Below are 13,331 nucleotides of genomic sequence, written 5' to 3'. Positions count from 1 at the left end.
ACTCCGAGATTATTCACTGCGCTAGCGTGGACGTTGATGGCGAACTCAACGACCCGACTGACCAGCGATGCGCTGGCATTCCTCACCGAACGCCACCTCGCGATGCTGACGACACTGCGCGCCGACAACTCACCGCACGTGGTGGCGGTCGGCTTCACCTTCGATCCCAAGACCCACATTGCCCGGGTCATCACCAGCGACGGCTCGCAGAAGGCGATCAACGCCGAGCGGTCGGGCGTTGGTGTGCTGTCTCAGGTCGACGGCGCCCGCTGGCTGTCCCTGGAGGGCCAGGCGAGCGTCAACCGGGATCCCGCCGCGGTCCGCGACGCCGAACTGCGTTACGCCCAGCGCTACCGCACTCCCCGCGTGAATCCCAAGCGCGTCGTGATCGAGGTGCACATCACCCGGGTGCTGGGCTCCTCGGGTCTGCTGGACCACACGAAGGTTTAGACCGGCACTACCGTCAGCTCGTGTGGGCCCGCGTTCACCGGTTCGGCCCCGTCACCGGTGACGATGACGATGTCTTCGATGCGCGCTCCCCATTGCCCGGGAAAGTAGATGCCCGGCTCGACCGAGAACGCCATTCCCTCCGCCAACGGCAGGTCGTTGCCCGCAACGATGTAAGGCTCCTCGTGAACCGACAGTCCGATCCCGTGCCCCGTGCGGTGCACGAAATACTCGGCCAGCCCGGCCTGCGCGAGCACGTCGCGGGCGGCGGCGTCGACCTGCTCGGCCGTCACGCCGGGACGCACCGCCGCAACCGCGGCGGCCTGCGCGCTCTGCAGCACCGCGTACTGTTCGGCGACCTCGGCGCTGGGTTCACCGAGGCTGTAGGTCCGGGTGCAGTCCGAGTTGTAGCCGGGCGCGTACGGGCCGCCGATGTCGACGACGACGATGTCGCCGGCCTGCAGGACCCGGTCGGACTGTTCGTGGTGTGGGTCGGCGCCATGCGGGCCGGAACCGACGATGATGAACGCCACCGCTGAATGACCCTCGGCCACAATGGATTCAGCGATGTCCGCGGCGACCTCGGCCTCGGTGCGGCCGGGCTTCAGGAACTCCGGCACCCGCGCGTGCACCCGGTCGATCGCCGCGCCCGCCTTGCGCAGTGCGTCGATCTCAGCCGGATCCTTGATCATCCGCAGCGACCGCAACACCTCCGTGGCGAGCATCGGGACCGCGCCGAGCCGTTCGGCCAGCGGTAACAGGTGCAGTGCGGGCATCGAGTCGGTCACCGCGATGCGGGCATGTCCCCCGAGCGCGGCCGCCACCAGATCGTAGGGATCGTCCCCGTCGACCCAATCCTGCACGCTCAGGCCGAGTTCGAGGATTGCGGAGTCCTTGAGCGAGGCCAACTCCAGACGTGGCACCACCACGGTCGGCGCGCCGGTCGCCGGTACTACCAAGGCGGTCAGCCGTTCGAAGGTCTGCGCCGCCGAGCCGACCAGGTATCGCAGGTCGTATCCCGGGGTGATCACCAGCCCCGCCACCCCGGCGGCAGAGGCCGCGGCTGCGGCGGCGGCGAGCCGGTGGGCGTAGACGTCGCTGTTGAAACGGTCGGTCATGCAGCCAGGCTAGCCGCAGGCAAGCGACGGCGGGTAGCTGGCGACCTCGACCAGGTTTCCCTCGGGGTCGCGACAGTAGTAGGACGTCATCGCCCCGAGTGCACCGGTTTTGGTGACCGGTCCGTCGGCGATAGGCACCCCGGCACCCCGCAACTGCGCCTCCACCTCGTCAGGCGAAGCCGTGGTGATGAAGCACAGATCGAGCGAACCCGGTGAATCCGCCGCTCCGGTCGGCCAATTCGGCGCACCGGTGGGCCGCAAGTTGAGTTTCTGATCGCCGAAGCGCAGCGCAATCCGGTTTCCGGAGAACACCTCGCGGCGCATGCCGAGCACCCGGACGTACCAGTCGGCGACGGACTCCACGTCACGGCAATTGAGCACAACGTGGTCGATCCGCTCGATCGCGAACGACATCCCCCAACGCTACTGGCAGGATGGCTCGCATGTCTGCACCGGTGTTGCTGCTCGACGGCGCGAGCATGTGGTTTCGTTCGTTCTTCGGCGTGCCCTCGTCGATCACCGCGCCCGACGGCAGGCAAGTCAACGCCGTGCGTGGCTTCGTCGACAGTGTGGCGACGCTCATTACCCGGGAGCGCCCGGGCCGGCTCGTGGTCTGCCTGGACCTCGACTGGCGCCCGCAGTTCCGCGTCGATGCGATCCCGTCGTACAAGGCGCACCGGGTCGCCGAGCAAAATCCAAGCGGTGAACCGGATTTGGAAGAGGTTCCCGACGAGCTCAGCCATCAGGTCGAGATGATCATGGAGCTGCTCGACGCATTCGGGATCGCCACCGCGGGTGCCCCGGGCTATGAAGCCGACGACGTGCTGGGCACGCTGGCCACCGCCGAGACGCGCGATCCCGTCGTGGTCGTCAGCGGCGACCGCGACCTGCTGCAGTTGGTGGGCGACGACCCCGTCGCCGTGCGGGTCCTCTATCTGGGCCGCGGACTGTCGAACGCCACGATGTTCGGGCCTGCCGAGGTCGCCGAGAAGTACGGAGTGCCGACGCATCGCGCCGGCCCCGCCTACGCCGAACTGGCTCTGCTGCGCGGTGATCCGTCCGACGGCCTGCCCGGGGTGCCGGGCGTCGGGGAAAAGACGGCAGCGACGCTGCTGTCCCAATACGGATCGCTGGAGAACATCCTGGCCGCCGCGCACGATCCGAAATCGAAGCTGTCCAAGGCTTTTCGCAGCAAGATCCTGGCAGCGACCGACTACATCGAGGCAGCCGGACCGGTGGTGCAGGTGGCCCGCGACGCACCGGTGGAGTTCAGCACCGAGGACCGGCTACCGCTGCACGCCGCCGACCCGGCGCGGGTCGCAGAACTGGCCCACGCCTACGGCGTCGGGTCGTCAATCGGGCGCCTGCAGAAAGCACTGGACGCCCTCGACTGACCAGCGGCTACTTCGGCACATGACGCCGCCGAGCGGCTACTTCGGCCGGCCGACCTCGTAGGTGCCCTTGTCGTCCTGGAAGGTGACGGTCACCTGACGCTTCGTGCCATCGATGCTCACCTCGCAGGTGAAGGTGTCACCCTTCTTCACCGTCGGGTTCTGGCCGTTGTTGCACTTGACGTCCTTGACGTTCTTGGCGCCGTAGCCGTTGGTCTCGTCGGTGAGGATGTTCTGCACACCCTGCTGGGCCTTGCCGATGTCGAGCTTGGTGGTGACGAAGAAGCCCGGCTTCCAGAAGCCCAGAACCAGCACGACGGCGACGACGATCGCGGCCAGCACTCCGATGACGGTGAAAATCACTGCCGAGGACTTCTTGGCGCCCTCGTCGCCGGGCTGCGGGTACGGGGCGTACTGCCCGGGCTGGTTGGGGTCGCCCGGCTGCTGCGGGTACTGACCCGGCTGCTGCGGGTACTGACCCGGCTGCGGGTACTGGCCGTACTGCGGCTGCCCGTATTGCGGGTACTGCTGACCCGGCTGTGCGTAGGTGCCCGGGTTGTACTCGGTCGGCTGCTGGTACGGCTGCTGCGGGTACTGCTGACCGGGCTGCTGGCCGTACTGCGGGTATTGCTGCGGGGTGTAGGCGGGCGGCTGCCAGGCCGGCGGCTCACCGGACGGCTGCTGCCAGGCCGGGGTCTCGCTGCCGCTGGGCTGCTGCTCGGAGCCGGAGGCAGGCTGATCCTGACCTTGACCGGGTTGAGCCTGCCAGGGATTAGGTTCTGATCCCTGCGGTCCGCTCATCGTCTCTCCTTGATCTGGTAGCGATTCGCCGCTCCCACCGTAGCGTTTGCATGAGCCTACCCGCCATCAACAGCGACGACGCCGCGCCGGATGTCGTCGATGGCACGGTTTGCGGTCTTACGCAGCCCGGCTTCCGGCCCGGCATTGCGGACCTGGTCGAGCAGATCGAGCACTTGTCGGCACCACCGCACGAAATCGCCGGCCGGCAGCGGGGTCCCGGCACCGGCGACATCGGAAGCCGCCAGCGCGGCCGCCAGGTCGCCGGTCGTCGCCCAGCGATAGATGGCGGCGACGAATCCTTCGTCGGGCTCGCGTGTCGGGCTGATCCGGTGCCGGTTCTCGTCGGCCCGCAGCTGCCCGGACATCCGCCGCATCTCGACCAGCGCACGCCGCACGTTGGCCGTCGGCATCTCGACCGCATGTGACGGGGTGGGGCCGTCGCTGCCGCGGGTCTCGAACACGACCGCGGACAGCGCGGCAGCGAGCTCGGCGGGCGCCAGCCCCTTCCAGACGCCCTTGCGCAGGCATTCGGCGACCAGAAGATCGCTTTCGTTGTAGATCCGGGTCAGCAGCCTGCCGTCGGCGGTGACGCCGAAATCACCGTCGCGCTCTTCGATGAAGCCGCGCTCGGTGAGCAGCCCCAGGATCCGGTCGAACGTGCGGGCCAGCGAGTTCGTCGCCGCGCTGACTTTCTTGCGGATCTGCTCGTTGTCGCGCTCGACCCGCAGATAACGCTCTCCGATACGAACCTTGGCCTCCCGGCCTGCCATGTCGTGCACGGAATGCTTGCGCATCGACTCCCGCAACGCGAGCAGTTCGGGATCGATGTCGGGGGCGTCCTCGGCGTCGCCGCGGCGTTTCCTTGTCGACGGCACCCGCAGCCCGGCCGCCGCCGACCGCAGTGCCGACGCCAAATCGCGGCGCACCCGCGGCTGCCGATGTTCCACCCTTTTGGGTAGCGTCATCGACCCGATCGCCGCCGCGGCTCCGGTGAAGTCAGCCGAGGAAACCCTTCCGGCCCAATGATGTTCGGTCAACACCAGCGGTCGAGGATCGGTCGATTCGTTGGCCGCCTCCAGCACCACGGCCAAGCCACCGCGGCGGCCCTGCGTGATGTTGATGATGTCACCGCGGCGCAGCGCCGCCAGCGTATCGGTGGTCGCCTGCCTGCGTTGCAGCCGCGAGGCCCGTGACTGCGCCCGCTCCCGTTCGCTGATCTTCGCCCGCAGCCGCACGTAGTCGAGGATCGGCGGTTCTTTGTCCGGTTGTGTGCGGCGATCCCAGCCCAACTCGGTGGCGATGTCGTCGAGCATCTTCTCGCCCCGCTCGACGCCACGGACCAGCCCGACGACCGACCGGTCCGCCTGGTATTGCGCGAACGACCGCTCCAGCAGCTGGTGCGCCTGCTCCGGGCCCATCTGGTTCACCAGATTGATCGTCATGTTGTACGACGGTGCGAACGAGCTGCGCAGCGGGAATGTCCGGGTGGACGCCAACCCGGCCACTTCGGCAGGCTCGACCTCGGGAGTCCACAGCACGACGGCGTGGCCCTCGACATCGATCCCGCGGCGGCCGGCACGCCCGGTCAGCTGGGTGTACTCCCCCGGCGTCAGCGGCAGGTGCTGCTCGCCGTTGAACTTGACCAGCTTCTCCAGTACGACGGTGCGGGCCGGCATGTTGATGCCCAGCGCCAGTGTCTCGGTGGCGAAAACGGCCTTGACCAGTCCGGCGGTGAACAGCTCCTCGACGGTGTGCCGAAAGACCGGCAACATGCCGGCATGGTGGGCAGCCAGCCCCCGCAACAGCCCCTCGCGCCACTCGTAGTAGTCCAGCACCGCCAGATCGGCGTCGGCGAGATCGCCGCAGCGGCGGTCGATCACCTGCGCGATCCGCTTGCGATCGTCGTCGTCGGTCAGCCGCAGCGGGCTGCGCAGGCACTGTTTGACCGCGGCGTCGCAGCCGGCGCGAGAGAAGATGAACGTGATCGCAGGCAGCAGGCCTTCGCGGTCCAGCGAGGCGATCACATCGGGGCGCGACGGCGGACGGTGCAGGCCCGATCGTCCACCGGGACGCCCCGGTCCGCGGCGGCGCGGCTCCCAGTCCGTCAGCCGTTCGGCCTCGCGCCGATGCGCGATGTGACGGATGAGATCCGGGTCGACGAGGTGCTGCTTGCCCTCGCGGTCGTAGTCGAACAGGTCGAATAGCCGCTTGCCCACCAATACGTGCTGCCACAACGGAACCGGCCGGTGCTCGTCGACGACGACGGTGGTGTCACCGCGCACGGTCTGGATCCACCCGCCGAACTCCTCGGCATTGCTGACCGTCGCCGACAGGCTGACCAGTCGCACATCGTCGGGCAGATGCAGGATCACCTCTTCCCACACCGCACCGCGCATCCGGTCGGCGAGGAAGTGGACTTCATCCATCACCACATGCGAAAGTCCATGCAGTGCATCAGATCCCGCGTACAGCATGTTGCGCAGCACTTCGGTGGTCATCACCACCACCGGCGCGTCGCCGTTGATCGACTGATCGCCGGTGAGCAGGCCGATGTTCTCCGCGCCGTAGCGGCGCACCAGGTCGTTGTGCTTCTGGTTGCTCAGCGCCTTGATCGGCGTGGTGTAGAAGCACTTTCGGCCTGCTGTGAGCGCCAGGTGTACCGCGAACTCGCCGACCACCGTCTTGCCCGCGCCGGTCGGTGCGCACACCAGCACGCCATGGCCGCGCTCGAGAGCCTCACACGCCTTGCGCTGGAACGGATCGAGCCGGAACGTCAGCAGGTCGGTGAACTGCTGGAGCTGCTTCCCCGGGTCGCTGCGCTCCTGCCCTCCGCTAGGTGATGTCGTCATGCTGTGCCGCGTAGGTCGCCGGTGCGGCCACCGGTTCCGGCGCCTCGATGGGTGCGGCCTGCTCGTCGGGTATTTCGGCCTGCGCCTCGCGTTTGGCCTTGCGCCGGTCGTTGATCCGGGCGATTTGGATGGCGAATTCCAGGAGCAGCGTGAGCGCGAGGCCCAGCGCCAACATCGAGAACGGGTCCGAGCCGGGTGTGGCGAACGCGGCGAAGACGAACACCCCGAAGATCAGGCCGCGTCGCCACGATTTGAGCCGCGCGTAGGTCAGCACGCCGATCAGGTTCAGCATGATGATCAACAGCGGGAACTCGAAACTCACGCCGAAGATCAGCAGCAGGTTGATCAGAAATCCGAAGTACTGGTCGCCGGACAGTGCGGTCACCTGGACGTCGCTGCCGACCGTCAACAGGAAGTGCAGGGCCTTCGACAGGACGAAGTAGGCCAGCACGGTGCCCGACACGAACAGCAGCGCGGCGAAGAAGACGAACACCGACGCGAAGCGGCGTTCGTTGCGGTACAGCCCCGGAGTGATGAAGGCCCACAACTGGTAGAGCCAGACGGGGCAGGCCATCACGATGCCTGCGGTCAGACCGACCTTGAGCCGCAGCATGAACTGGTCGAACGGCGCTGTCGCGAGCAGGCGGCAGCCCCCGTCGGCACTGATGTCGGCGCGCGCCGATTGCGGGAGCGAGCAGTACGGCTCGCGTAGCCATTCGCCGAGGCTCTCGACCCCGAGGAACCCGTGGCTGTACCAGAGAAATCCGACGATCGTGGTCAGCGCGACGGCACCCATCGCGATCAGCAGGCGGTACCGCAGCTCCCGGATGTGGTCGACGAGGGACATGGTCCCGTCCGGATTGACGCGGCTGCGGCGTTGTCGAGGGTCCAGCCGCGACAGGAGTTTAGGTGTGCGCACGGCAGCAGCAGACTACGGGCGCCGGGGCGCCCGGTTGTCGTCGGTTCAGGCCGGTTTGGCGTCGGTATGGCTCTGGGCCGGCGGGGTCACCGGTGCCTCGACGCGCTCGGACTGCACCTGAGTGGGAGGCTGCGCGGGCGTGACGGGTGTGTCCGTCTTGTGCTCGTTCTGCAGCTCCTTGACCTCTGACTTGAAGATGCGCATCGACTTACCCAGTGAGCGGGCAGCATCAGGCAACCTCTTCGACCCGAAGAGCAGCACGACCACCGCGATGAGAATCAGCCAGTGCCACGGTTGTAGAGCACCCAATTTGGTCACCTCCAGAAGTTGTCTCGATGCTACCCCAGCTCGGCGTCGGCGTAGGCGGCCAACGCGGCTGCAGCGCTCTCCCGCACCCGGGTCACCAGCGACTCCGGCTGCAGGACTCGGATGTCGGCGCCGAATCCCAGCAGCGCCCGGCACATCCACTCCTCGGACGCGTAGGTCATCGAGGCCTTGTGGTATCCATCCGGCAGTTCCTCGAGGATCCGCATCGGGTAGTACTCGAGCATCCAGGTCGCCGTCGGGGCGAGCAGCAGGGTCGCGGCGGGTAGCGCCGGATCGGCATCGAACAGCGAGGTGTCCGGCGGCGCCTGCTTGGCCGGCTCGGGCGGGACGGCGGCCTGGTCGAGCACGGTCGCGGACACGATGCGGTCGAACCGGAACAGACGCACCCCCTCGGCGTCGCGCGCCCAGGCCTGCAGGTAACTGTGATCGCCGACCAGTACCACTCGGATCGGGTCGACGACCCGGCTGGTCAAGGTGTCCCGGGACGCCGAGTAGTACTCGATGTTCAGGGCGCGACCGTCACGAACGGCGGCGCGCACCGCGGCGGCGGTGTCGCTTTCGATCGGCGCTCGCTCGTCCACCGCGGCGACTGCATGAGTGTGGTCGTGGCCGACGGTGCCTGCCGCCGATTCGATCTTGGCGATGGCGCTCAGCGCGGCCTGCGGGTCGACGACGCCGGGGATGTCGACCAGCGCCCGCAGCGCCACCAGCAGACCGGTGGCCTCCGGCGAGGTCAGCCGCAGCGGCTCGTCCATGCCCGCCGAGAACGTGACCTTGATCGAGTCGCCGGAGAACTCGAAGTCGATCAGATCGCCGGGTCCGTACCCGGGCAGGCCGCACATCCAGAGCTGGTCGAGGTCCTGCTGAAGTTGCTTGCGGCTGACGCCGAGATCGGCGGCCGCCTCGTCGTAGGTGATGCTGGGGTTGGCCTTGAGGTACGGCACCATGTTGAGCAGCCGCACCAGCCGAGTCGATACGGGTGTCATGCCTGCACCCCGGCTTGGGCCCGCAACCGCTGGATCACGTCGTCACGCAGTGCGGCCGGTTCCAGGACCAGCGCGTCGGCCCCGTAGCCCGCTACTTCTCGGGCGAGGCGGTCTCGGGTGCCGATGTCGAGTTCGATGACCTCCCCCGAGCGTCCGCCGATACTGCGTGCACCGGTGGATTTGCCGTTGCGGCGCAACGACATCGCCTTCCCGTCGGCAATCCACACCGATGCCTGCACCCCGCTGGGGGCTTCACCGATCGCCCGGTCGACGATCGCCCGCAGGTCGACGCCGACGGGTCTGGTGACAGATCCGGGAGGGCCGACGGTCGTGATGTCGGCGCCGATTCGGGAGAGCCGAAATGTTCTGGTGGCGTTGCGATCCCGGTCGTGCCCGACGAGATACCAGCGGCCCCGGTCGGTGATCACCCCCCACGGCTCCACCGTGCGCACGGTGTAGGGGTCGGTCGGCAGGGACCGGTGCCGGAACTGCACCGGCTGACCGGAGTCGATGGCCGACAACAGGTTTCCCAGCACATCTTCGGATCCGCGCAGTCCGGGCGGTCCCGAGGCGGTGGTGATCGCGACCGCGGCGTCGGGATCGACGTCGACGCCGGCCGCCCGAAGCTTCAGAAGGGCACCCTGGGTCGCGGTGATCAGTTCCGGCGACTCCCAGAGCTTGGTGGCGATCGCGACGGCGCCCGCCTCCTCGTCGGTGAGTTCGATGTCGGGCAACGCGTAGGCGTCGCGGTTGATCCGGTAGCCCTCGGTCGGGTCGAACGACGACACCCGCCCGGTCTCCAAGGGGATGCCGAGATCGCGCAGCTCGTTCTTGTCGCGCTCGAACATCCGGGAGAACGCCTCATCGGTGGGGCTCTCGGCGTAGCCGGCCACACTCGCGCGAATGCGATCCGCGGTGATGTATCCGTGTGTGGACAGCAGCGCGATGACGAGGTTCATCAACCGCTCTACTTTGGATGTCGCCACTCGCAAAACCTTAGCGGGAAACGGTGCGCCGCTCCTGCGGCGCGCTCGTCACATGCTGGCGATGAGTCGCTTCACCCGCTCGTCGACCGAGCGGAACGGGTCCTTGCACAGCACCGTGCGCTGAGCCTGGTCGTTGAGCTTGAGATGCACCCAGTCGACGGTGAAATCGCGGCCCGCCTCCTGGGCGGCGCTGATGAACTCGCCGCGCAACTTGGCCCGCGTGGTCTGCGGCGGGGTGTCGACGGCGGCCTCGATCTCCTCGTCGGTGGTGATCCGAGTGGCCAGGCCCTTGCGTTGCAGCAGATCGAACACACCGCGGCCGCGCTTGATGTCGTGGTAGGCGAGGTCCAGCTGGCTGATCTTCGGGTCGGACAGCTCCATGCTGTAGCGATCCTGATAACGCTGGAAAAGCTTGCGCTTGATGACCCAGTCGATCTCGGTGTCGACCTTGGCGAAGTCCTGGCTCTCGACGGCATCGAGCTGGCGGCCCCACAGGTCGACCACCTGGTCGATCTGGGTGTTGGGCTCGCGGGTCTGCAGGTACTCCACGGCGCGGGCGTAGTACTCGCGCTGGATGTCCAGGGCGCTGGCCTGCCGTCCACCGGCGAGGCGCACCGGCCGGCGCCCGGTCAGGTCGTGGCTGACCTCACGGATCGCCCGGATCGGGTTGTCCAATGAGAAGTCGCGGAACGCTACCCCGGCCTCGATCATCTCCAGCACCAGCGAGGCGGTGCCGACCTTGAGCATGGTGGTGGACTCGCACATGTTGGAGTCGCCGACGATCACGTGCAGCCTGCGGTACTTCTCGGCGTCGGCGTGCGGTTCGTCGCGGGTGTTGATGATCGGGCGCGACCGCGTGGTGGCGCTCGACACGCCCTCCCAGATGTGTTCGGCGCGCTGGCTCAGGCAGAACGTGGCGGCCTTGGGCGTCTGCAGCACCTTGCCCGCGCCGCAGATCAGCTGCCGGGTGACCAGGAACGGCAGCAGCACATCGGAGATCCGGGAGAACTCGCCGGCGCGCACGATCAGGTAGTTCTCGTGGCAGCCGTAGGAGTTTCCCGCCGAATCGGTGTTGTTCTTGAACAGGTAGATGTCTCCGCCGATGCCTTCGTCGGCCAGTCGCTGTTCGGCGTCGATGAGGAGGTCCTCCAGCACCCTCTCACCGGCGCGGTCGTGAGTGACCAGCTGCGTCAGGTTGTCGCACTCGGCGGTGGCGTACTCGGGGTGGCTGCCCACGTCGAGGTACAGGCGCGCGCCGTTGCGCAGGAACACGTTCGAGCTGCGGCCCCACGACACCACCCGGCGGAACAGGTACCGGGCGACCTCGTCCGGACTGAGCCGGCGATGGCCGTGGAACGTGCAGGTGACACCGAATTCGGTTTCGATGCCCATGATTCTCCGCTGCACGACATCGAGCGTACTGGTTGCTGTGGACTAGCGGTGGGCAAGCGGGGCGCGAAACGGTTTCGAATCCCTGTGGATTACGGAGAAACCGCCGCCGCGGGACATGCCAGCATGAGCCGTGCCCGAGCGCGTCATCGTCGATACCGCCACGTTGGGCGCGCTGGCGGACATGCTGACCCGCAGCGCAGGTCATCTCGCGGGCCTCGCGATTCCGGGCGTTGACGAGCTACCTGGTTCTGCGCTGAGCGGTCTGACCGCGCCTGCACGCATCACTACTGAGGTGCACCGACTCAGCCTGGTTCTGCAGGATTGGGTTTGCTCGATGCGCCGGTCGGTGGACGAAGTGGGCGCCGTCGACGACGCCGCCGCTCAGCGCCTTCGCCCGCGATGAGCCTGCCGACCGTGTCGCAGGTACTCGCCTGGCGACCGCAGGCACTCATCGATCTGGCCGGCGCGTGGGACGACGCCGCGGGCCGGCTTCAAGCTCAGGCCGACACCGTCGACCACGAGGTGGCCGGAAGCGCCGGCGTGTTCACCGGTTCGGCCGCGACTTCGGCCCGCGAGGCAATCGGCCCGACCACCGCGGGTCTGCGCGGGGTGTGCCGGGCGCTGATCCTGGCCGCCGCGCAGGCTCGGGACGCCGCCGAGGTCATCACCCGCGGCCGCGACCGGGTGCTTGCGGTGGTGACGGACGCGCGGGGCGACGGATGTGCGGTGAGCGACGACGGGACGGTGGATTCGCCGGCGGCACCGTCTGCGCTTCTGGTGGCGTGCAGCGGCGGTTCTGATGAGGTGGCGCGCACGATGCTCGACGTCCGGGCGGCCGAGCTGACTCGCTCGCTACAGGGGGCGTTGGCAGCGCTCGGCGCGGCGGATGCCGAGGCAGCCACCGCGATCGACGCGGCGTTCGATGCCACTCCGGCCGACCCGGCACCGGTTCGGCCGGCAGGGGCCGCAGGCAATCCGGTAGCCGACTGGCCGCACCTGAGCCAGGACAGTATCGCCGCGGCGGTCGCGGGGATGTCCGACGCCGACCGGCAGCGACTGATCGAGTCCCGGCCTCACGAAGTGGGCAACACCGATGGCGTTCCCTGGGAGACCCGGATCGCCGCCAACCGGATCAACATCGCCGATGCGATCCTCGACGAACGCCGCCGCATCGAGGTGCCCGACGAGGTGAAGCTACGTGCCGCCGTCGCACCGACGCTGGAAGCGGCTGATGCTGAACGACTTTGGGCTGCGCTGCACGCAGATCCGACCTTGCGCGCCGCGGCGATCGCCGCCTACGACGACGACGCACGCACCCGCATCGCCTACTACGAGAGCCTGCTCGCTGACGTTCCGGACCCGGTGGACCGGGATCGCCGGGTGCCCAGACAGATCCTTGCCTTCGACCCGCAGCGGGAGAGCTTCATCGAGTTGTCCGGTGACCTGACGCGGGCGCACGCTCTCGCGGTGCTGGTGCCAGGGCTCAACACCACCTTCGACGGCGCAGCCGACGATGTCGCGACGGCGCGGCGTTTTGTCGCCGGATCCACCGGCGACGTCGCGATGATCACGTATCTGGGTGGCCCGTTCCCGACCGGTCGGCTGCTCGCCGGGGTGGTCGACGCCACCGATCCGCGCTACGCGCTGAAGATGGCGCCTCGGCTGGTGGCCTTCAGTGAAGACGTGGAACGGCGCGCCGGGTCGATGCCGGTGACCTATCTGGGTCACTCCTACGGCGGGTCGATCCTGGGCACTGCCGAACGCTTCGGTTTGACCGCCGACCGGGTGATCTATGTGGAGGCCGCGGGTGCCGGTGTGGGCGTTCATGATCCGTCGGACTGGCACAACCGCAACCCGGACGTGTTGCGGTTCTCCCTCACCGCGCCCGGCGATCCGATCGGCCTTGTGCAGGGCATCCCGCTCGGGCCGCACGGGGCGGACCCGGACCGGTTGCCGGGTGTGATTCCGCTGGCGGCCGGGCGCACTCTCACCGGCAATCCGATGGGCGGATTGTCGTCACACAGCGACGTGCTCAACGAGCCATCCGATGCGTGGCGCAATATCCTCGCGGTCATCACCGGCGACCGCGAACACGTCCGGATCGGCTGAAGGCAG

General features: G+C 68.0%; 13 protein-coding genes. 4 read left to right on the top strand and 9 right to left on the bottom strand.

Annotation, left to right across the window (positions count from 1 at the left end):
- Nucleotides 1-36: 36 nt before the first annotated feature.
- On the top strand, nt 37-450 hold the full coding sequence (locus BST42_RS16975) for a F420-dependent biliverdin reductase (RefSeq protein WP_083120477.1): 414 nt from the start codon (nt 37-39) through the stop codon (nt 448-450).
- On the opposite strand, the gene BST42_RS16970 is transcribed toward BST42_RS16975, so the two are convergent.
- On the bottom strand, nt 447-1,565 hold the full coding sequence (locus BST42_RS16970; protein ID WP_083120476.1) for a M24 family metallopeptidase: 1,119 nt from the start codon (nt 1,563-1,565) through the stop codon (nt 447-449). The two genes, BST42_RS16975 and BST42_RS16970, sit on opposite strands and share 4 nt — an antisense overlap.
- A gap of 9 nt (nt 1,566-1,574) precedes the next feature.
- Entirely contained in the window at nt 1,575-1,979 is a 405-nt protein-coding gene (locus BST42_RS16965) for a VOC family protein (RefSeq protein WP_083120475.1), read from the bottom strand.
- A 29-nt stretch (nt 1,980-2,008) separates the two neighbouring features.
- On the opposite strand from BST42_RS16965, the gene BST42_RS16960 reads away from it, so the two are divergent.
- The gene (locus BST42_RS16960) at nt 2,009-2,959 is read left to right on the top strand and encodes a 5'-3' exonuclease (protein ID WP_083120531.1); all 951 of its coding nucleotides are present in this window, start codon (nt 2,009-2,011) and stop codon (nt 2,957-2,959) included.
- 36 nt (nt 2,960-2,995) lie between these two features.
- Here the strand turns inward: BST42_RS16960 and BST42_RS16955 are convergent, their stop codons facing one another.
- The 7 genes from BST42_RS16955 to pafA all read right to left on the bottom strand — a co-directional run bounded on the left by BST42_RS16955 (nt 2,996) and on the right by pafA (nt 11,231).
- Nucleotides 2,996-3,757, bottom strand: a complete 762-nt coding sequence (locus tag BST42_RS16955; protein ID WP_083120474.1) for a DUF4333 domain-containing protein — start codon at nt 3,755-3,757, stop codon at nt 2,996-2,998.
- Nucleotides 3,758-3,813: 56 nt separating this feature from the next.
- Nucleotides 3,814-6,606 (bottom strand): DEAD/DEAH box helicase, encoded by a 2,793-nt coding sequence (locus BST42_RS16950; protein ID WP_237159472.1) that lies wholly within the window; start codon nt 6,604-6,606, stop codon nt 3,814-3,816.
- Nucleotides 6,590-7,453: a twin-arginine translocase subunit TatC gene (gene tatC / locus BST42_RS16945; RefSeq protein WP_276009328.1), complete on the bottom strand. Its 864-nt coding sequence runs from the start codon at nt 7,451-7,453 to the stop codon at nt 6,590-6,592. Before tatC ends, BST42_RS16950 begins: the two co-directional genes overlap by 17 nt.
- 117 nt (nt 7,454-7,570) lie before the next feature.
- Nucleotides 7,571-7,834, bottom strand: coding sequence for a Sec-independent protein translocase subunit TatA (gene tatA, locus BST42_RS16940; RefSeq protein ID WP_083120529.1), 264 nt, complete (start codon nt 7,832-7,834; stop codon nt 7,571-7,573).
- Between the two features lie 29 nt (nt 7,835-7,863).
- Nucleotides 7,864-8,838: a helix-turn-helix transcriptional regulator gene (locus BST42_RS16935; protein ID WP_083120472.1), complete on the bottom strand. Its 975-nt coding sequence runs from the start codon at nt 8,836-8,838 to the stop codon at nt 7,864-7,866.
- On the bottom strand, nt 8,835-9,824 hold the full coding sequence (locus tag BST42_RS16930) for a helix-turn-helix transcriptional regulator (RefSeq protein ID WP_083120471.1): 990 nt from the start codon (nt 9,822-9,824) through the stop codon (nt 8,835-8,837). Before BST42_RS16930 ends, BST42_RS16935 begins: the two co-directional genes overlap by 4 nt.
- A 48-nt stretch (nt 9,825-9,872) precedes the next feature.
- On the bottom strand, nt 9,873-11,231 hold the full coding sequence (gene pafA, locus BST42_RS16925; protein WP_110918644.1) for a Pup--protein ligase: 1,359 nt from the start codon (nt 11,229-11,231) through the stop codon (nt 9,873-9,875).
- A 115-nt stretch (nt 11,232-11,346) separates the two neighbouring features.
- Between pafA and BST42_RS16920 the strand changes: the two genes are divergently transcribed.
- Nucleotides 11,347-11,619, top strand: coding sequence for a DUF7162 family protein (locus BST42_RS16920; protein WP_083120469.1), 273 nt, complete (start codon nt 11,347-11,349; stop codon nt 11,617-11,619).
- A complete protein-coding gene (locus BST42_RS16915; protein WP_083120468.1) occupies nt 11,616-13,325 on the top strand; it encodes an alpha/beta hydrolase in 1,710 nt (569 codons plus the stop codon). The genes BST42_RS16920 and BST42_RS16915 overlap by 4 nt, the downstream gene beginning before the upstream one ends.
- Nucleotides 13,326-13,331: the final 6 nt, after the last annotated feature.

The organism is Mycolicibacterium rhodesiae, assembly GCF_002086695.1.
Lineage (GTDB): Bacteria > Actinomycetota > Actinomycetes > Mycobacteriales > Mycobacteriaceae > Mycobacterium > Mycobacterium rhodesiae.
The sequence above is the reverse complement of the archived record's forward strand: the minus strand, read 5'-3'. Positions and strand labels throughout refer to the sequence as shown.

Coding starts and splice junctions, on each gene's coding strand:
- BST42_RS16970 (WP_083120476.1), bottom strand. CDS start 1,565: ATGACCGACCGTTTCAACAGCGACGTCTACGCCCACCGGCTCGCCGCC.
- BST42_RS16950 (WP_237159472.1), bottom strand. CDS start 6,606: ATGACGACATCACCTAGCGGAGGGCAGGAGCGCAGCGACCCGGGGAAG.
- BST42_RS16915 (WP_083120468.1), top strand. CDS start 11,616: ATGAGCCTGCCGACCGTGTCGCAGGTACTCGCCTGGCGACCGCAGGCA.
- tatC (WP_276009328.1), bottom strand. CDS start 7,453: ATGTCCCTCGTCGACCACATCCGGGAGCTGCGGTACCGCCTGCTGATC.
- BST42_RS16935 (WP_083120472.1), bottom strand. CDS start 8,838: ATGACACCCGTATCGACTCGGCTGGTGCGGCTGCTCAACATGGTGCCG.
- BST42_RS16960 (WP_083120531.1), top strand. CDS start 2,009: ATGTCTGCACCGGTGTTGCTGCTCGACGGCGCGAGCATGTGGTTTCGT.
- BST42_RS16965 (WP_083120475.1), bottom strand. CDS start 1,979: ATGTCGTTCGCGATCGAGCGGATCGACCACGTTGTGCTCAATTGCCGT.
- BST42_RS16975 (WP_083120477.1), top strand. CDS start 37: ATGGCGAACTCAACGACCCGACTGACCAGCGATGCGCTGGCATTCCTC.
- BST42_RS16955 (WP_083120474.1), bottom strand. CDS start 3,757: ATGAGCGGACCGCAGGGATCAGAACCTAATCCCTGGCAGGCTCAACCC.